Here is a 17,895-nt window from a genome sequence, read left to right on the forward strand (position 1 = left end):
GCCGTGCCTTCTGTTTTGCTGCTAGGATTTTGGGCGAGCGTTCACTCCAAAGCAAGGCTTCCAGCACATGTCCTCCGCCCTCCCAAAGCATATCCACTCGACCGGTGACCTTCCCAAGGTCGCCTGGGCCAAGGGCACCTACGTCTATGATGTGAACGGCAAGCAGTATATCGACGGGTCCGGCGGCCCCGCCGTCTATTGCATCGGCCACTCCAACGAGGAGGTGAATGCCGCGATCACCAGCCAGCTCGACCGCATCGCCCATGGCTATCGCTACAACTTCTCCTCCGACGCGCTGGAGGAATTGACCGACATCATCCGCCAGCGCTGCGGCGGCACGCTGAACAACATGGTCTATGTGACGGGCGGCTCCGAGGCTGTCGAATCCTGCCTCAAGCTCGCGCTGCAGTATCACGCGGCCAGGGGCGAGATGAGCCGGCGGCGCTTCATCGCCCGCGAGCGCTCCTGGCATGGCAACACGCTGGGCGCGCTCTCCGTATCCGGCTTCCTCGAGCGGAAGCGCGCCTTCGAGGGCTCGCTGCTCGACGTCTCGCGCCTGTCGCCCGCCAATGCCTATCGCCCGGTGCCGGGCGCCGACGCGGAGACGGTGGGCGAGGCCTGTGCGAAGGAACTCGAGGACGAGATCCTGCGCATCGGCGCGGAGAATGTCTGCGCCTTCATCTTCGAGCCGGTCGTGGGTGCGGCTGGCGGCTGCGTGCCGGCTCCAAAGGGCTACGCCAGGCGCGTGCGCGAGATCTGCGACAAGCATGGCGTGATCATGATCTCCGACGAGGTCATGTGCGGTTCGGGCCGCACCGGCAGCTGGCGCGCACTGGAAGAGGATGGCGTCGAGCCCGACATCATGTCGATCGCCAAGGGCCTCGCGGCGGGCTACCTGCCGCTCGGAGCCGCGATCTACAACGACAAGGTGGCGGACGCGATTCACGGCACGCATGGCGCACCCATGACCGGCCACACCTTCACCGCCCACACCGCCTGCTGTGCGGCCGGTGTTGCGGTGCAGAAGATCGTGGCGCGCGACAAGCTCGTCGAGCGCGTGAAGGCCAAGGCCCCGCAATTCCGCGCCATGCTGGCCGAAGCCACGAAGGACATCGAGGCGGTTGGCGACATTCGCGGGCGCGGCTATTTCCAGGCCCTCGAGCTGGTGGCGGACCGCAAGACCAGGCGGCCCTTCGAGGCGGAAAAGAAGCTGTTCATGAAGATCCGGCAGCAGGCCTTCGACAATGGCCTCATCTGCTATCCCGTCGGCGGCAACGTCGACGGCATCAACGGCGACGTGGTGATCCTCGCCCCTCCCTACAACGCGACGGATGCGGAATTGGCCGAGATCGTCGAGAAGACTGCGGCTTCGGTGCGCCAGGTGCTGAAGGCCGAGGGGGCGGCTTAGGGCTTCATCACCGGTTACTCATGTTCATCATGCCCGGGCTTGTCCCGGGCATCTTCTTTGGGGCCGCAATGAGGATGGCCGGGACAAGCCCGGCCATGAGGGATGAGTTGTTGCGCGGAGTGAAATGGCCATCAACGAAAATTCCTACTTGAAAATCGTCCTGGATACCCCATCGCAGCTTTCTGCTGACTGTCATCGTCAATACCAATTCCCCCGCTCCGCGTCCTTGGGCATCCGTGCCGGGCGGCGGTCCATGAAGGCGTCCGAGTGGACGATCGTCATGCTGGCCGAGAGCGTGACGGCGGCATACATGGGCGGTTCGTCGGAATAGACCGTCTCCACCGAGCCGCCGACGAGCGGCAGCTGGTGGTTGAGGCTTGGGAGGGCCGAGAAGGCGATGCCGCTCCACGAGCCCGAGATCGTGCGATGGGCATGGCCGAAGAAGATGTGGCGGATGTCGTGACCCTTGAGCAAGGCGGCGAAGTCCTCCGCGTCATCAAGCTTTATCAGGTCCATCAGCGCGTGGCCGATGTCGAAGGGCGGGTGGTGCATGAAGAGGTAGGCGGGGGCGCCGTCGATTCTCTCGAGCTCCGCCTTGAGCCATTGGCGGCGCGGCGCATCGTAGAGGCCAGCGGAAGATGGCGGGCCCTTCAGCGTGTCGAGGAAGAGCAGGTGGCAGCCCTCGCGCATGATGGCGTGCTGCACGTGGCCGTGCCCATCGGCACCGCCGAAGACGGCGAGATAATTGGCGCGGTCGTCATGGTTGCCGAGCAGCAGATGCGTTTCGAGCGGGAAGCGCTTCAGCCTTTCGCGCAGCAGCCCATAGGCGGCGACATCGCCTTTCTCGGTCAGGTCTCCGGTGATGACGCAGAGATCGGCATCGGCGTGGTGGGCGGCGATATCGGTGAGCGCGGCATCGAGGCGCGCGAAGGGATCGAGGCCCCACAGCATTTCGCCGGGCGGCATCAGATGAAGATCGGTGATGTGGATGAGTTTCATGGGTTGTCCTGCCTCAGGCGCGACCCGCGCAGGAGCCCCGCGGCATCGGCAATCGGATAGCCGGCCGAGACGACGAGGCTGTTGAGGCGGTTCAGATCGCGGATCATGTCGACATAGAGCGCGCTGCGGCGCAGCGCCTCGCCCTTGCCACGGGCACCGATCTGGAAGTGCTTGTCGAGAACCTCGTTCTGCAGTTCGCGGAAGGCATCCTTCTGCGAGATGAGGCGCCTGGCCCCTTCGACATCGCCCGAGGAGAGAACGCCGGAGGCGAGCCTGAGGTTGTCGTGGATGATGGTGCAGAGATTGTCGAGCGAAGCGACCTCATCCGGCGTGAAGGAAATCTGCTCGCGCGTCTTGGCCTCGATGCGGTCGGCGAGGTTGAGCTGGATGACATCACCCGCATGTTCGAGGTTCGAGATGTAGAGCGTGAGTTCGAGGGCGCGGCGCGATTCCTCTGGACTCAGCTGCTCCTGCGCGAGATCGCCGAGATAGGCCTGGAGCTGCGTCTGGTAGGTGTTGAGGCGCTCGTCCATGGGGCGAAGCTGCTTCAGCTTCTCGGTGGAGCCGGAGCGGAGCGCATCGAGCGCCGTGTCGAACATGCGCTCCAGGAGCTCCGTCATGCGCACGGTCTCGAGCAATACGTTGGCGAGCGCCACGGCGGGCGTCTTCGCCGCTTTGGGGTCGAGGTAGCGCGGGCGGGCGAGGCTGTCCCTGTCGCCTGGTGCTTCGGGCAGGATGCGTTCCATCAGCTTCGCCATGAGTCCCGTCAGCGGCAGGAAGAGCAGGCCGACGGCGAGATTGAAGGCGGCATGGAACGTGACCGCCGTTTCGACGGGACCGAATGGCAGCTGCTGCACCACGGGCGCGATGCGGGCGATGAAGGCAAGGGCAAGGATCGCCACCACGCCGCGACAGATGAGGTTGGCCAGTGGCAGGCGCCGGGCCACGGGCGGCTGCGCCAGCGTTGCCGACACCGCAGGAAGACCGCCGCCCAGATTGATTCCGAGGATGAAGGCCAGCGCGCCTTCGACGCCGAGGCTGCCGCTGGCGAGGAACGAGGCGATGAGCAGGATGACGGCAAGCGAGGAGTGGAACATCCAGGTCAGCACCGCGCCGATGATGAAGGCGAGGAAGGGCTCGCGTCCCACTGCCGCCAGAACCTGGTGGAACAGCGTCGCCGTGCTCAGCGGCACGGAGGCCTGCTTGATGAGCGTGAGCGAGAGGAGCATCAGCCCCAGCCCGATGAGGATGCGGCCCATGTTGTGCGGGCGGAGCTCGGCCGACCAAGAGTGGATGACATAGCCTGCGAAGATCAGCATCGGCGAGGCCCAGAGCGCCCAGCTGGTGCCCGAGGCGAAGACGGCGGAGACGATGGCCGAGCCCACATCCGCCCCCAGCAGCACCGCGAGGCCCAGGGACGTGTTGATGGCGCCGGCCGCGGCAAGCCCCGCCACGATCAGCGTCATCGCCGTTCCGGAGCCGAGGATCGCCGTTGCGATGCCGCCCGCGGTGAAGGCCGAGAGGCGGTTGCCGACGCGGTGCTCGATGAAGTTCTTCAGCCGGTCGCCATAGGCCCGCATCACGCCGGTGCGCACCATGCGCACGCCCCAGAGCAGGAGGGCCACCCCTCCCAGCAGGTTGACGATGACGGCAGTGCCTGGGTTCAACTAATCCCTCATTGTGGCCAGGGCAGTGACCACGTCTTCACGTTGGTGAAGAACTTCATGGCCTCCATGACGCCTTCCTTTACGCCATTGCCGGAGTCCTTGATACCGCCGAAGGGCGACATCTCGATGCGGTAACCCGGCACTTCCCAGATGTTCACCGTGCCAACGTTGAGGCCTTCGACGAATTTGGTGATGCGCGACAGGTTGTTGGTGCACACGCCGGACGAGAGGCCGAAGGGCGTCGAGTTCGAAATCCTGATCACCTCGGCGTCGTCGTTCGGCACGCGCACGATGGGGACGATGGGGCCGAAGGTCTCCTCGAAGACGAGCTCCGACTGGTGCGGCACGAAATCCACCGTGATGGGCGGCAGCAGCGCGCCCTGGCGGCCGGGGTTGTAGAGGATCTTGGCGCCCTGCTCCGCGGCCTTGTGGACGCGGTCCTCGAAGGTCTTCGCGGCAAGTTCGTGCACCACGGTGCCGAGGTCGGTGTCGGGGTTCATCGGGTCGCCGAACGTGATGGCCTTGGCCTTGGCCAGCACCTTCTCGACGAACCTGTCGGCCACGCGCTCCTGAACCAGGATGCGCTTCACCGCGGTGCAGCGCTGGCCCGAATTGCGGGTCGCACCCGCAGCGGCGAGTTCCGCCGCCTTGTCGAGGTCCGAATCCGAAAGATCATCGAGAATGATGAGCGGATCATTGCCGCCGAGCTCGAGCGCGGCGCGCTTGTAGCCCGCCTTGGCGGCGATGATCTTGCCGACGCGCACGCCGCCGGTGAAGGTGATGATGTCGATGTTGTCGTTCGTCACCATCTCGTCGCCGATGTCATCGGGCCAGCCGGTGACGACCTGGAACATCTCGGGCGGCAGGCCCGCCTCGTAGAGGATGTCGGCGAGCGCGATGCAGGTGAGCGGCGTCAGTTCGGTGGGCTTGGCCACCACGCAGTTGTTGGTGGCAATCGCCGGCGCCACCTTGTGGGAGACCATGTTGAGCGGGTGGTTGAAGGGCGTGATGGCGGAGATGACGCCCACCGGCTCGCGCTTCGTAAAGATCTTGCGCGGCTTGCCCTGGGGTGTGAGGTCGCAGGAGAAGATCTGGCCATCGTCAAGGATGCAGAGCTGGCCCGCCAGCGAATAGACGTCATAGGCGCGGCCGACCTCGTAGAGGGAGTCCTTCTTGGAGAGGCCGAGCTCCAGCGTGATGAGGTCGGAGAGCTGGTCCTTCTTGGCGCGGATCAGTTCCGCGGTGCGGAACAGGATCTGCTGACGCTCGTAACGGGTGAGCTTCGGCTTGTAGTTGCGCGCGATCGCGAAGGCCTTGGCCGCGTGCTCGGCGGTGCCGGCGGGGACCGTGCCGATCACTTCGTTCGTATACGGGTAATGCACCGGGACGACGCCCTCGGCGTCGACCTTCTTGCCGCCGATGCGCATCGATTCCTTGATGACGGGGCGCTTTGTAGCCGCGACGTTCATGTTCAGGCCTCCACGATATTGTTGCAGCCCAGCGCGAAGGCATCGAAATTGCGCAGCGCAGCTGGGGCGTTCTTGAACTTGCGGTTGGCGATCACCGGGATCTCCTGCTCGGTGAGGCCGCCATGCGAGCGCAATGGCTCGTTCAGCCCCGAGAGGTCGTGCTTGTCGCGCGAGGTGCCGATGACCTTGGAGCCCCTGGGGCCGCCCGAGACGACGATGATGTCGCCCATGCGGTCCTCCGGCAGTTCGAAGTGGGCGCAGCCATCCTGCTTGTTCAGCACGGCGTCGATGCCATCCTGCGCCTTGATGACGGCCATGATCTCCGCGATGTCCGGGCCATAGGCATAGACGGTGGCAAAGCTGCCCAGCGCGCCGTGGTGGACGACGTAGGGATCGGTGATCGGCAGGATGACCTTCGTCTTGCTCGCGCCGAACTTGGCGTCGAGCACGTCCTGGAGGTACAGCACGTCCGGCTCGCCGTTGCTCAGGTGCTTGTCCTTCATGCCATGGTCGGCGACGATGACGATGATGGCGCCGCCGGCGTCGAGCTCGCCCAGGTACTTGTCCATCATCGCATAGAACCGGTTCGCACCCTCCGAGCCCGGCGCATATTTGTGCTGAACATAGTCGGTGGTGGAGAGATACATGAGGTCCGGCTTCATGCCGTGAAGCAGCTTGACGCCCGCCGCGAAGACGAATTCCGAGAGTTCCGCCGAATAGACATCCGGCACGCCCATGCCGACGAGGGAGCACACGTCCGCGATGCCATTGTCTTTCAGGTTCACCTTGTCGGCCTTCTCGGAGGAGAAGGCGACTGCCGTGCCGTCGAAGACGAGGCCCTTGCCGAGGAGAAGGCGCAGCTTGTCCTTCGCCGTCACCATGGCGATCTTCGCACCCGCCTTCTGGAAGGCCTCGAAGATCGTCGGCGCGCGCAGCCACCTGGGGTCGTTCATCATCGTTTCCTGGCCAGTGGCGGGATCGATGAGGTAGTTGCCGCAGATGCCATGCACCTCCGGCGGGCGGCCGGTGACGATCGAAAGGTTGTTGGGGTTGGTGAAGCTCGGGATCACCGAGTGGCCGCGGCGGTTCTCGCCCTTGGCGATGATGCGCTTGAGATTCGGCATCAGCCCCTGGGCCATGGCGATTTCCATGTAGGCGGGCTCGGAGCCGTCGCAGCAGATGACGACGAGCGGGGCGGACGGCCAGTTGTAGCTGCGGCCATTGACGGTGACGGTTTTCATGCTCTTCTCGGTCTTTCCGTTCTTGTTCCCCTCCCCCTTGTGGGGAGGGGTAGGGGTGGGGGTCGTGCCGCGAGTCGGGCGGTGAGGAATGAACTGACGCATCACCCCCACCCCTGCCCCTCCCCACAAGGGGGAGGGGTTCTCCCTATCCTTCCAGCGGCGCCAGGTCGGTGACCTTCATGTTGGCCAGCACCTCGCGGATGGCCTTGAGCACGCCGTTCATCACGGCTTCATCCACCTTGCCGATGGTGCCGATGCGGAAGGAGGGGCGCTTCGTCAGCTTGCCGGGATAGATGGCGAAGCCGCGGCGGCGGAGCTCCTCGTAGAAAGTCTCGAAGTGGAAGTTCTTGTCGCGCGGCGTGAGGAAGGTCTGGATGATGGGGCCGGCCTGGTTGTCGGACAGCAGCGTGGAGAAGCCCATGTCGCGCATGCCCCTGATGAGGATTTGCGCATTCCTCTGGTAGCGCGCGCCGCGGGCGGCAACACCGCCTTCCGCTGCATGCTCCTTCATCGCCGTGTGGAAAGCGACGAGCGCATGGGTGGGCGGCGTGAAGCGGAACTGGCCATTGGCCTCGAGCCCCTTCCACTGCTCGAAGAGATCGAGCACCACCGAATGACTCATGCCCTTGGAGGCCTCGAGCATGTCGCGCTTCACCAGCACGTAGGAGAAGCCGGGCACGCCCTCGATGCACTTGTTGGAGGACGACACCATGACGTCCATGCCCACGCCCATGTGCACGGGAATGGCGCCGAAGGACGACATGGCATCGACCATGTAGACCTTGCCGCGCGCCTTCACCGCACGCGCGATCTCCTCGATCGGGTTGACGATGCCCGAGGTCGTTTCGCAGTGGATGATCCAGACATGGCTGATGGCGGGATCCGCGTCGAGCGCCCGCGTCACGTCCTCGACGGAAGGTGCCGCGCTGTCGCCCTTGTCGATCTTCACCACCGGGCGGCCGAGCTTGCCGAGGATCGCCGCGGCGCGGTCGCCATAGGCGCCATTGGCGACGACCAGCGTCCTGCTTTCGCTCTTCGGGCAGAAGGCGCCCAGCGCCGCCTCGATGGCGAAGGTGCCGGAGCCCTGCATGATGACGCATTCATAGCTGTCATCGCAGCCGGCGAGGTCGAGCAGGCCCTTGCGGATCCCCGAGACGACGCGGCGGAACTCGACATCGCGCGAGCCCCAGTCAGCCAGCATCGCCGCCTTCACACCGCGCGAGGTGGTGAGCGGGCCGGGGGTGAGGAGATAGGGCATGTCCTCCTGGCCGGGTGGGCCAGCGAAGCGGTGGGGCTGCTTGTCCATGGGGTGACCTCTTGATCTGCGCCGGAAAATGGGCGCTTGACCCCTATCAGTCAAATCGTATGTTCTTATGTACCACATAAGTGTGACTGATATGCGACATGCCCAGCTGAAAGCCTTCCACGCCGTTGCCGTGCATGGCGGATTTTCCCGCGCGGCCGAGGCCCTGGGGCTGACCCAGCCCGCCGTTTCCGACCATGTGAGGAAGCTCGAGGAGACCTATGGTGTGCAGCTCTTCACCCGCGCACCCTCGGGCGTGGCGCTCACCGACATGGGCCGCAAGCTCTTCGCCATCGCCGAACGCCAGTTCGAGGCGGAGGCGCAGGCGCTCGAACTCCTCTCCCGCGGGCGGACGCTGGAGGAAGGCCAGCTGACCATCGGCGCCGATGCCGCCGTGCACATTTTGCCGGAGCTCGCCCGCTTCCGGCTGAAGCACCCGAAGCTTTCGGTCAGGCTGGTCACCGGCAACTCGGCGCAGCTGGTCAAGCGGCTCGAAGATTTCTCGATCGACATTGCCATCACCGCCGAACGGCCGGCGGAGCCGGGCTTCCTGGCGAGGAAGCTCAGGAGCGACCGGCTGGTGGCGGTGGTGCAGCGCAGCTCGCGGCTGGCGAAGCTGAAGGAGATGCCCTTCGCGCAGCTGGTGAAGCTGCCGCTGATCCTGCGTGAGGAAGGCTCGATGACGCGCACCCTGTTGCTGGAGGAGGCGCGGACGCGGGGCCTGGCGCTGACCGGCTCGATCGAGATCGAGAGCCGCGAGGCGGCACGCGAGGCGGCAGCACAGGGGCTGGGCCTTGCCATCATGTCGCACGGCGAACTGGTGCCCGACGGGCGGCTTGCCGTGCTCGCCATTCCGGACTGGACGACAGAGATGGAGGAGTGGATGATCTGCCTGAAATCGCGGAGCTCGCTGCATGTGATCCGCTCCTTCTTCACCCTGGAGGCCACATGAGCTTCATCGCCGCCTGCGTGCAATCGACGGCCACACCGGACATCCAGAATGACATCCGCGTCCTGACGGGCTTCATCCGCGAGGCGGCGAGCAAGGGCGCGCGCTTCATCGCCACGCCGGAATATTGTGCTGGCCTCGATACCAAGGGCGGCAAGCTTTATCCCGTTGCCTTCGTCGAAGCCGAGCACCCGGTGCTGCCCGCGATGCAGGCGCTGGCGAAGGACCTGAAGGTGTGGCTGCTCATCGGCTCAATCGGCGTCAAGGCGCCCGACGGCAAGATCTTCAATCGCAGCTTCATGCTCTCGCCCTCCGGCGCCATTGCGGCACGCTATGACAAGATCCACCTCTTCGACATCGACCTCGGCGAGGGCCGCGTCTACCACGAGTCCGCCACCATCGAGGCGGGGCAGAGTGCTGTCATCGCGCCCTGCGCAGAAGGGATGATCGGGCTGTCGATCTGCTATGACATCCGCTTCCCGCACCTCTACCGCGCCTATGCTCAAGGAGGCGCCGAATTGATCGCCGCCCCCGCCGCCTTCACCCGCGTCACCGGCGCGGCGCACTGGCATGTGCTGCAGCGGGCTCGCGCCATCGAGAACGGCGCCTATGTGGTGGCGCCCGGACAATGCGGCACGCTGTCGGGCGGGGCGGACTGCTACGGCCATTCGCTGATCGTCGATCCCTGGGGCCGCGTGCTGGCCGATGGCGGCACGGAGCCGGGCGTGGTCACAGCCGAGATCGACCTGGCGCTGGTGGCGGAGACGCGGGGGCGCATTCCCTCGCTGACGCATGACCGCCGATTCTCGCCCGCTTGCCTCGCCACGCCCGAGGCCTCATAGTCCGCCCTTCGGTTGCAAGGGAGCCAGGGGGACATGATCCTTTACATTCTGCTCGGCATTCTGGTGCTGTTCGGCATCTGGCTGATGTCGGCCTACAACGGCCTGGTGAAGAACAAGAACCTGGTGGCGGAGGGCTGGAGCGGCATCGACGTGCAACTGCGCCGCCGCGCCGACCTGATCCCCAACCTCATCGAGACGGTCAAGGGCTATGCCGCGCATGAGGACAAGCTGTTCCGCGACATCGCGGAACTGCGCGCCAAGTCGATCTCCGGCGGATCGGTGGCTGAACAATCCGCCACCGGCCAGGCGATGAGCCAGGCGCTGGGCAAGCTCTTCGCCATCGCCGAGGCCTATCCGGAACTGAAGGCGGATGCCAATTTCCGCGACCTGCAGGACAAGCTCTCCGGCATCGAGGACGAGATCCAGCTGTCGCGCCGCTACTACAATGGCGCGGTAAGGAACCTCAACACCATGATCGAGAGCTTCCCCACCAACCTCATCGCCAACCAGTTCGGATTCACCAAGGCCGAGTTCTTCGAGATCGGCGACGCCGCGGCACGCGAGGTGCCCAAGGTCGACTTCAAGACGTAGCCGATGCGCCGGCTTCTCGCCTTCCTTCTTCTCGCCGTCATGCTTGCCGCTCCGGCGCAGGCCGAGGAGCGCATCAGGAACTTCATCAGCTCCGTGACGGTGAACGCGGACGCGTCGATCAACGTCACCGAGACGATCATCGTCAATTCGGAAGGCCGGGCGATCAACCACGGCATCTTCCGTGACTTCCCGACGACCTACACGGATGCCCATGGCCAGCGGGTGATCGTCGGGTTCACCGTTCTCGACGTGAAGCGCGACGGGCAGGATGAGCCTTATTCGCTCGAGCCCTTGAGCAACGGCACGCGCATCAGGATCGGCGACAAGGACGTCTGGCTCGAGAATGCGCAGCACAGATACGAGATCAGCTATCGCACCACGCGGCAGATCGGCTTCTTCGGGACATTCGACGAGCTCTACTGGAACGTCACCGGCAATGGCTGGGACTTCCCCATCGACATGGCACGGGTGACCATCACCCTGCCGCCGGGCGCCCGCATCCTGCAGCACGACGAATTCACCGGCGGCTATCGCTCCACCGAGAACAACAGCCGCGTGCTCTCGCTCAGCGGCAACGTCTTTACGGCGGAAACGACGGCAGCACTCGACCCGCGGCAAGGCTTCACCGTGGCGGTGGCCTGGCAGAAGGGGCTGGTGACGCCGCCGTCGGATGCGCAGAAATGGGCCTGGTGGGCCTCCGACAATGCTGGCTTCTTCACGCTGGCACTGGGGCTTCTGGCCACCGCGCTCTACTTCCTTTTCGCCTGGAACAAGGTAGGGCGCGACCCGCCCCGTGGCACCATCATCCCGCTCTTCGCGCCGCCCAAGGGGCTGGGCCCCTCGGCCGTGCGCTTCGTGTCACGCTATGGCGCGGATGACAAGGGCTTTGCCGCCGCCATGGTGGGGCTTGCGGTGAAGGGCCGCCTTAGGATCGCCGATGATGACCGGACCTTCACCATCACCAAGCTCAAGGGCGGCAACGAGCCGCTGACACCGGCGGAAAGCGCCCTCTACCTGGCGCTCCCCTCGGGCAGCACGGAGCTGAAGCAGACCAACCATGCCTCCATCAGCGCGGCGCGCAACGCGCTGGACCGCGCGCTGAAGAACGAGTTCGAGGGCACGGCCTTCCTCAGGAATCTCGGCTGGTTCGCGGTCGGCCTTGCGATCTCCGTCCTCTGCCTCGTCATCGGCGCCTTCCTGCTGCCGGGGGCCGAGGGCGTGCAGGGTCTCTTCGCCTTCGGCTGGATGGGCGTGTGGTGGGGCGTCGTTCTGGCCGTCGGCTGGGCGAGCTTCAAGGGCCTGTTCGCAGCGCGTGGCCTGTGGGCCAGGATCACCTCGCTCGGCGCACTGCTGTTCCTCATTCCCTTCGCCGGCGGCGGCATCGTGGCCCCCGCGCTGATCTTCTCACAGGGCGGCGGCTCGCCCGGGCTCTATGCGCTGGTGGGCACGGCCATGCTGCTGGGCCTGCTCAACGTCGTCTTCTACCACCTGCTGCGCGCGCCCACCCAGTCGGGCCGCCAGCTGATGGACCAGATCGAGGGCTTCCGCCTCTATCTCTCCACCGCCGAGGAGGAGCGCCTCAAGGTGCTGCACCCGCCGGAAAAGACGCCCGAACTCTTCGAACGCTATTTGCCCTATGCGCTGGCGCTCGACTGCGAGAACGAGTGGAACGCCAAGTTCGCCGCCGTGCTGGCCGCAGCGGCAGCGGCGGGTGCGGCAGCACCTGCCTGGTATTCGGGGCGCAGCTGGGGCTCGGGCGGCATGGGCGGCGGCTTCACCGACAGCCTGGGCCGCGGGCTTGCATCGAGTGCCGCAGCGGCTGCAACCGCACCGGGTCGCAGCTCAGGCTCGGGTGGCGGCGGCGGTGGGTTTTCAGGCGGCGGCGGTGGCGGCGGTGGTGGCGGCGGGTGGTGACGCTGAAGCGTACCACGATGGTCTCATCCCCGCAGCAGCAACACCCCCAACTCATCATACGCGGGCTTGACCCGCGTATCCTCTTTGGGGCTTCGGGAGAAAGATGGCCGGGACACGCCCGGCCATGATGGTCCATTACCGAGGGAGGCCCTACCCCTCCAGCATCTCGCGCTTCATTTCGAGTTCGAGCCACTGTTCCTCGGCCTTGGCGAGTTCCTCGCGGGCTGTCGTCAATCGTGACGCAGCCGAATCGAAAGCTTTCGGATCGCGCGAGAACAGCGAGGCATCGGCAAGCTTTGCCTCCAGCGTGCCGATCTCGTTTTCCAGCGTCTTCATCGTGCCGGGCAATGTCTCCAGCGCGTGCTTCTCCTTGAAGGAGAGCTTGCGCTGCGCCTGCGGGGCTTGCGGCGGCGGCGCGGAAGACGGCGTCGCCTTCGCCACCTCCGCCTTCACCTTGCGGGCTTCCACGCCCTGGCCGCGCTGGGCCACCATGTCGGAATAGCCGCCGGCATATTCGGTCCATTCGCCGTCCCCATCGGCCATCAGCACCGAGGTGGCAACGCGGTCGAGGAAGTCGCGGTCGTGGCTGACCAGCAGGATGGTGCCGGGATAGTCCGCCAGCATCTCCTGCAGCATGTCGAGTGTTTCGAGGTCGAGGTCGTTGGTGGGTTCGTCGAGGATGAGGAGGTTGGAGGGTTTTGCAAGTTCACGCGCCAGGATGAGGCGGCCGCGCTCGCCGCCCGAAAGCACGCTCACCGGCGTCCTCGCCTTGTCCGGCGGGAAGAGGAAGTCCTTCATGTAGCTGATGACATGCTTGGTCTCGCCATTGACCGTGACGGAATTGCCGCGGCCATCGGTGATGACGTCGGCGAGAGTCGCATTCGGATCGAGGCTCTGGCGACTCTGGTCCAGCGTGACGGTTTGCAGGTTGGTGCCGAGGCGGATCACACCGGAGTCGGGCTCCAGTGCGCCGGTGAGCAGCTTGATGAGCGTGGTCTTGCCCGCGCCGTTGGGGCCGACGATGCCGAGCCGGTCGCCACGCATGACGAGAAGATCGAGGTTCGAGACGATGGGCCTGTCGCTGAAGCTCTTCGACATGGCCTTGGCCTCGGCGACGAGCTTGCCGGAGATGTCGCCGCTCGTGGCGGCCATGCGAACGGCACCCTGCTGGCCCACATGCTCCTTGCGCTCCTTGCGCAAGCTCGCCAGCAGGTCGACGCGGCGCATGTTGCGCTTCCGCCTGGCGGTGACGCCATAGCGCATCCAGTGCTCCTCCGCCTCGATGCGCTTGGCGAGCAGGGCCTGCTCCGCCTCCTCCTTCGCCAGCACTTCGTCGCGCCAGCTTTCGAAGTCCGCGAAGCCCCTTTCGAGGCGGCGCGATTCGCCGCGGTCGAGCCACACCGTGCGGTTGGTGAGCGACTGCAGGAAGCGCCGGTCATGGCTGATCAGCACGAAGGCGGAGCGCAGCGACTTGAGCTCGGCTTCGAGCCACTCGATGGCCGGAAGGTCCAGGTGGTTGGTCGGCTCGTCGAGCAGCAGCACGTCGGGCTGCGGCGCCAGCGTGCGGGCGATGGCGGCGCGGCGGATCTCGCCGCCCGACAGGCGCTTGGGGTCTTCCTCGCCGGTGAGGCCCAGTTCGCGCAGCAGATAGGTGCAGCGGTGCGGGTCATCGGCAGGGCCCAGTCCTGCCTCGACGTAGTCGAGCACGGTGGCATAGGCCGAGAGGTCAGGTTCCTGCGGCAGGTAGCGGATCGTCGTGCCGGGCTGCACCCAGCGCTCGCCCTTGTCCGCCTCGATCATGCCGGCGGCGATCTTGAGCAGCGTCGACTTGCCCGAGCCATTGCGCCCGACGAGCGCCACGCGCTCACCCTCGGCGACGGCGAGTTCGGCATTCTCGAGAATGGGACGCCCGCCGAAGGTAAGGCCGATGCCGCGGAGATGAAGGAGGATCCTGCTCATGAGGTCCGAGGCTCTAGCCTAAAGCTTGGCGCTTCTCCAGTCCCCCAGATAGGCATGAAGGCCCGGCAGGTCCTCAGCCGCGAAGAGCTCTGCCGTGGGGCGCAGCGCCACGATCCGCCCGTTCTCGAGATAGGCGGTGTGGCGCGCAGCGGCCAGCGCATCCTCCGGCTGGTGGGTGACCATCACCACGGTGAGGTCCCTCGCTTGGCTCATCGCGGTCACCAGTTCCAGCATGTCCTTGCGCATGGCGGGGCCCAGCGCCGCGAAGGGCTCGTCCAGCAGCAGCACCGGGCGGTCGCGCACCAGGGCACGCGCCACGCCGACGCGCTGGCGCTCGCCGCCCGAAATCTCGCCGGGCTTGCGCTGCATCAGCGCGCCGAGGCCCACCTCGGCGAGCGCGGCCTCGACACGGGCCTTCTGCGCCATGTCGAGCTTCAGCGATGGTGACACGCCCAGCGCCACGTTCTGCCACAGGTCGAGATGGGCAAAGACATTGTTGTCCTGGAAGATCATGCTCACCGGGCGCTGGTGCGGCGGCAGTGCGGTGACGTCCGCGCCGCCGATCAGCACGCGGCCCTGCTCCGGCGCCTCGAAGCCGGCGATGAGATTGAGCAGCGTCGACTTGCCGCCGCCCGAAGGCCCGATGACCGCGGTGAAGGAGCCTTTGGGAAACGCCACATCGAAGCGCATCTGCATGTCTTCATAGCGGAAGGTGACACCCTCGAGACGGATCATCGCTGGTCGCTCCAGCGCTCGGCAAGCGACGAGAAGGCGAGGACGAGCGCGCTCAGAACCACTGCCGTGCCGATCGCCTCGTCGAAGCGGTAGCTGCCCATCTGGCGGTAGATGAGGGCGGGCAGCGTCACGAAATCCTGCGTGCCGAAGAGCGAGATCGCCGTGAGGTCACCCAGCGACAGGATCAGCGCCATGACGAGCGAGAGGCCGATCGCCCGCTTCATCACCGGAAACTCGACGAGCCGGAAGCGGTTCCAGCCTTCGAGACCGAGGCTGAGGCACAGCCGGTCATGCGCCTCGGCCGACTGGGCGAGTGCGGGCATCAGCACGCGGGACACGAAGGGCAGCGCCATCAGCGCATTCATGGCGATCACGAGGAAAGCTGCAAGCCCCGTCATGCCGGCCTGGGCGATCAACGTAATGAACCAGCCGGTGGCAAGCGCTGCGGGTGGCACGATCCACGAGGCGAGCACGGCAATCGACGCAACTTTCCGCCATGCCCCGCTGCGCACCGCCAGCACGGCGAGCGGCCAGACGATGACGAAGGCCAGTGCCGCGCTGGCCATGCCGAGGCCGAGGCTCGTCGCCAGCGCACGCAGCAGCAGGGCGGAGAAATTGATGTGGAACAGCCCCGCCCCGATGAGCGCCAGCAGCGGCGGCACGAGCAGCAGGAGGGCGAGCAGCACCACGCCGCCATCGAGCAGGCGCGAAAGGGCGGTTCGCCCATCAAAGCGCCTGGGCTGCAGCCGCAAGGCCGGCCATCCGGCCGCGAGCCCGCCCCAGGCCTGGGCGACAAGCGCCAGCGTGGCGCAGAGGGCGAGTTGCACAAGCGCCAGCATGGCGGCGCGCGGCGGATCGAAGTCGGCGCGCAGCGACTGATAGATCGCCACCTCCAGCGTGGTGGCGCGCGGACCACCGCCCAGCGTCAGCACCACGGCGAAGCTCGAGGCGCAGAGCAGGAAGATGAGCAGTGCCGCACCGGCGAGGCCGCTGCGGATCGCGGGCCATTCCACGAGCCGCCAGATGGCGAGCGGGGAGAGCCCCAGCTGCGCCGAGAGCTTCCAGCTCTCCGGCGGGATGCGCTCGAGATCGGCGAGGATCAGCCGCGCGGCGAGCGGCACGTTGAAGAAGACATGCGCCAGCAGGATGCCCTGCAGGCCATAGATGTCGAAGAGCCCGCCGAGCCAGCCCCTGGCGCCATAGACCTCGATGATGCCGATGATGACCACGATGGCCGGCAGCGCCAGCGGCAGGTTGAGGAGCCTGAGCAGCACTGCGCGGCCGGGGAATGACGATTGCCGCGCCAGCGCGCGCGCCAGCGGCAGGCCGAGGGCGAGCGACAGGATGGTCGAAAGCCCCGCCTGCAGCAGCGTGAAGCGCAGGACGCGGAGGACGTAAGGATCGAGACCGGAGAGCCCCTGCTCCAGCCCCATCCGCAACACGGGCAGGAAGCCCGCAGCGAGTGCCAAGGCGAGAAGGGCGAGTGCCGCAACGGCCGGCACCCGCGATGGCTGGTAGGCGATCATCCCAAAACACCGTCATTCCGGCGAAAGCCGGAACCCCGCTGTGGGCGCCCCAAGCGGGGCCCCGGCTTTCGCCGGGGTGACGGATCGAGGGGGGATTGGCGCATCACATCACTTCGCCGTGGCGTTCAGCCACTCGTCGATCCAGGCGCGGCGGTTCTGGTCCACCTCTTCCGGCGAATAGAGCAGCGTCTTCGCGGGCTTCACCAGCTGGTCGAAGGCGGCGGGAAGCGGGGCGGAGGTCGTGCCCGCCGGGAACATCCAGTTGTTGGTGGGGATCTGGTCCTGGAAGCCCGGCTGCATCATGAAGCTCAGGAACTTGCTCGCCAGCTCCTTGTGCCGGCTGCCTTCGACGATCCCGCCGACTTCCACCTGCAGGTAATGGCCCTCGGCGAAGGAGGCCGCCTTGTAGCGTTCGGTGTTCTCGGCGATCACGTGGTAGGCGGGCGACGTGGTATAGGACAGCACCATCGGCGCCTCGCCCTTGGTGAACAGCGCATAGGCCTCGGACCAGCCGGGCGCCACGGTGAGGATGCGGGGCTCCAGCTTCTTCCAGGCGTCCGCCGCCTTGTCGCCATAGACCTGCTTCATCCACAGCAGGAAGCCGAGGCCCGGCGTCGAGGAGCGCGGGTCCTCGAGGATGATCTTCTGTGCGGGATCGCCGTTCACCAGCTCGTCCAGCGACTTCGGCGGGTCCTTCATGGCCTCGCTGTCATAGACCACGGCGAAATAGCCGTAGTCGAAGGGCATGAAATGCTCGTCCGTCCAAGGGATGGGCGTCCTTGCCTCCTTCACGTCCAGCCCGTGCTTCGCGAAGAGTCCGGTCTTCAGCGCCTCTGCGGTGAGGTTGGTGTCGAGGCCCAGCACCACGTCGGCCCTAGTGTTCTTGCCCTCGAGCTTCAGGCGGTTGAGCATGGCAACGCCATCGCCGGGCGCCACCCATTCCACCGTGCAGTCGCAGGTCTTCTCGAAGGCCTCCTTCACCCTGGGGCCGGGGCCCCACTCGGCGACGAAGCTGTCATAGGTGTAGACGGTGAGCGTGTCCTTCGCCAGCGCGGGGGCGGTGAGCGTGAGCAGCGCGAACAGGGCTGTGAGTGTCGTCTTCATAATGCCTCCATTCGCCGTTGGATGGAGGATTGGACGTGCCGGGCCGGCGCATCCGCTCGCAATCCCTCCGCCGGCATGATCCGGATCAGGTTCAGCGGGTTTGGGGCGCATCAGCCCCGTCTCAGCCGCTTGGCGCGGCACCCCGTTGAGAGCGGGACCAGAGGTAAGGCTTCCCGCGTGCGCTGGCA

Annotated in this window: 14 protein-coding genes and 1 riboswitch; of the genes, 5 read left to right on the forward strand and 9 right to left on the reverse strand. The window is 66.1% G+C overall.

Going from position 1 to position 17,895, the window contains the following annotated elements; translation table 11 throughout:
• The first annotated feature begins 67 nt into the window (after positions 1-67).
• Positions 68-1,408 carry an aspartate aminotransferase family protein gene (locus DK847_RS07905; RefSeq protein ID WP_111197550.1) on the forward strand — a complete coding sequence of 447 codons (1,341 nt, stop codon included), beginning with the start codon at positions 68-70 and terminating at the stop codon, positions 1,406-1,408.
• Between the two features lie 198 nt (positions 1,409-1,606).
• On the opposite strand, the gene DK847_RS07915 is transcribed toward DK847_RS07905, so the two are convergent.
• The 5 genes from DK847_RS07915 to DK847_RS07935 form a co-directional block, all read right to left on the reverse strand.
• Positions 1,607-2,407, reverse strand: a complete 801-nt coding sequence (locus tag DK847_RS07915) for a phosphodiesterase (RefSeq protein WP_111197553.1) — start codon at positions 2,405-2,407, stop codon at positions 1,607-1,609.
• The gene (locus tag DK847_RS07920) at positions 2,404-4,074 is read right to left on the reverse strand and encodes a Na/Pi cotransporter family protein (RefSeq protein WP_111197555.1); all 1,671 of its coding nucleotides are present in this window, start codon (positions 4,072-4,074) and stop codon (positions 2,404-2,406) included. Before DK847_RS07920 ends, DK847_RS07915 begins: the two co-directional genes overlap by 4 nt.
• A gap of 8 nt (positions 4,075-4,082) precedes the next feature.
• Entirely contained in the window at positions 4,083-5,543 is a 1,461-nt protein-coding gene (phnY, locus tag DK847_RS07925; RefSeq protein ID WP_111197557.1) for a phosphonoacetaldehyde dehydrogenase, read from the reverse strand.
• Between the two features lie 2 nt (positions 5,544-5,545).
• On the reverse strand, positions 5,546-6,784 hold the full coding sequence (phnA, locus tag DK847_RS07930) for a phosphonoacetate hydrolase (protein WP_111197558.1): 1,239 nt from the start codon (positions 6,782-6,784) through the stop codon (positions 5,546-5,548).
• Between the two features lie 145 nt (positions 6,785-6,929).
• A complete protein-coding gene (locus DK847_RS07935; protein ID WP_111197560.1) occupies positions 6,930-8,090 on the reverse strand; it encodes a 2-aminoethylphosphonate--pyruvate transaminase in 1,161 nt (386 codons plus the stop codon).
• A 91-nt stretch (positions 8,091-8,181) separates the two neighbouring features.
• On the opposite strand from DK847_RS07935, the gene DK847_RS07940 reads away from it, so the two are divergent.
• From DK847_RS07940 to DK847_RS07955, 4 genes are read left to right on the forward strand one after another with little or no spacing between them, the layout of a single operon-like run.
• Positions 8,182-9,039, forward strand: coding sequence for a LysR substrate-binding domain-containing protein (locus DK847_RS07940; protein WP_161957192.1), 858 nt, complete (start codon positions 8,182-8,184; stop codon positions 9,037-9,039).
• Positions 9,036-9,878 carry a carbon-nitrogen hydrolase family protein gene (locus DK847_RS07945; protein ID WP_111197563.1) on the forward strand — a complete coding sequence of 281 codons (843 nt, stop codon included), beginning with the start codon at positions 9,036-9,038 and terminating at the stop codon, positions 9,876-9,878. Before DK847_RS07940 ends, DK847_RS07945 begins: the two co-directional genes overlap by 4 nt.
• A gap of 33 nt (positions 9,879-9,911) precedes the next feature.
• The gene (locus tag DK847_RS07950) at positions 9,912-10,469 is read left to right on the forward strand and encodes a LemA family protein (protein WP_111197565.1); all 558 of its coding nucleotides are present in this window, start codon (positions 9,912-9,914) and stop codon (positions 10,467-10,469) included.
• Between the two features lie 3 nt (positions 10,470-10,472).
• Positions 10,473-12,383, forward strand: coding sequence for a DUF2207 domain-containing protein (locus DK847_RS07955; RefSeq protein WP_111197567.1), 1,911 nt, complete (start codon positions 10,473-10,475; stop codon positions 12,381-12,383).
• A 150-nt stretch (positions 12,384-12,533) separates the two neighbouring features.
• Here DK847_RS07955 and DK847_RS07960 read toward each other — a convergent pair whose 3' ends face one another.
• The 4 genes from DK847_RS07960 to thiB all read right to left on the reverse strand — a co-directional run bounded on the left by DK847_RS07960 (position 12,534) and on the right by thiB (position 17,707).
• Positions 12,534-14,342 (reverse strand): ABC-F family ATP-binding cassette domain-containing protein, encoded by a 1,809-nt coding sequence (locus DK847_RS07960; protein WP_111197569.1) that lies wholly within the window; start codon positions 14,340-14,342, stop codon positions 12,534-12,536.
• Between the two features lie 18 nt (positions 14,343-14,360).
• Positions 14,361-15,077: a thiamine ABC transporter ATP-binding protein gene (gene thiQ, locus DK847_RS07965; protein ID WP_111197571.1), complete on the reverse strand. Its 717-nt coding sequence runs from the start codon at positions 15,075-15,077 to the stop codon at positions 14,361-14,363.
• A complete protein-coding gene (locus tag DK847_RS07970; RefSeq protein ID WP_111197573.1) occupies positions 15,074-16,603 on the reverse strand; it encodes an ABC transporter permease subunit in 1,530 nt (509 codons plus the stop codon). The genes thiQ and DK847_RS07970 overlap by 4 nt, the downstream gene beginning before the upstream one ends.
• Before the next feature lie 108 nt (positions 16,604-16,711).
• A complete protein-coding gene (gene thiB, locus DK847_RS07975) occupies positions 16,712-17,707 on the reverse strand; it encodes a thiamine ABC transporter substrate binding subunit (RefSeq protein WP_111197574.1) in 996 nt (331 codons plus the stop codon).
• Positions 17,708-17,752: 45 nt separating this feature from the next.
• A riboswitch (TPP riboswitch) is annotated at positions 17,753-17,862 on the reverse strand.
• Positions 17,863-17,895 lie beyond the last annotated feature (33 nt).

The sequence above is a fragment of the Aestuariivirga litoralis genome (genome assembly GCF_003234965.1).
Classification (GTDB): Bacteria; Pseudomonadota; Alphaproteobacteria; order Rhizobiales; family Aestuariivirgaceae; genus Aestuariivirga; species Aestuariivirga litoralis.

Coding starts and splice junctions, on each gene's coding strand:
- phnY (WP_111197557.1), bottom strand. CDS start 5,543: ATGAACGTCGCGGCTACAAAGCGCCCCGTCATCAAGGAATCGATGCGC.
- DK847_RS07945 (WP_111197563.1), top strand. CDS start 9,036: ATGAGCTTCATCGCCGCCTGCGTGCAATCGACGGCCACACCGGACATC.
- DK847_RS07905 (WP_111197550.1), top strand. CDS start 68: ATGTCCTCCGCCCTCCCAAAGCATATCCACTCGACCGGTGACCTTCCC.
- phnA (WP_111197558.1), bottom strand. CDS start 6,784: ATGAAAACCGTCACCGTCAATGGCCGCAGCTACAACTGGCCGTCCGCC.
- DK847_RS07970 (WP_111197573.1), bottom strand. CDS start 16,603: ATGATCGCCTACCAGCCATCGCGGGTGCCGGCCGTTGCGGCACTCGCC.
- DK847_RS07950 (WP_111197565.1), top strand. CDS start 9,912: ATGATCCTTTACATTCTGCTCGGCATTCTGGTGCTGTTCGGCATCTGG.
- thiQ (WP_111197571.1), bottom strand. CDS start 15,077: ATGATCCGTCTCGAGGGTGTCACCTTCCGCTATGAAGACATGCAGATG.
- DK847_RS07955 (WP_111197567.1), top strand. CDS start 10,473: ATGCGCCGGCTTCTCGCCTTCCTTCTTCTCGCCGTCATGCTTGCCGCT.
- DK847_RS07935 (WP_111197560.1), bottom strand. CDS start 8,090: ATGGACAAGCAGCCCCACCGCTTCGCTGGCCCACCCGGCCAGGAGGAC.
- DK847_RS07915 (WP_111197553.1), bottom strand. CDS start 2,407: ATGAAACTCATCCACATCACCGATCTTCATCTGATGCCGCCCGGCGAA.
- thiB (WP_111197574.1), bottom strand. CDS start 17,707: ATGAAGACGACACTCACAGCCCTGTTCGCGCTGCTCACGCTCACCGCC.
- DK847_RS07960 (WP_111197569.1), bottom strand. CDS start 14,342: ATGAGCAGGATCCTCCTTCATCTCCGCGGCATCGGCCTTACCTTCGGC.
- DK847_RS07940 (WP_161957192.1), top strand. CDS start 8,182: ATGCGACATGCCCAGCTGAAAGCCTTCCACGCCGTTGCCGTGCATGGC.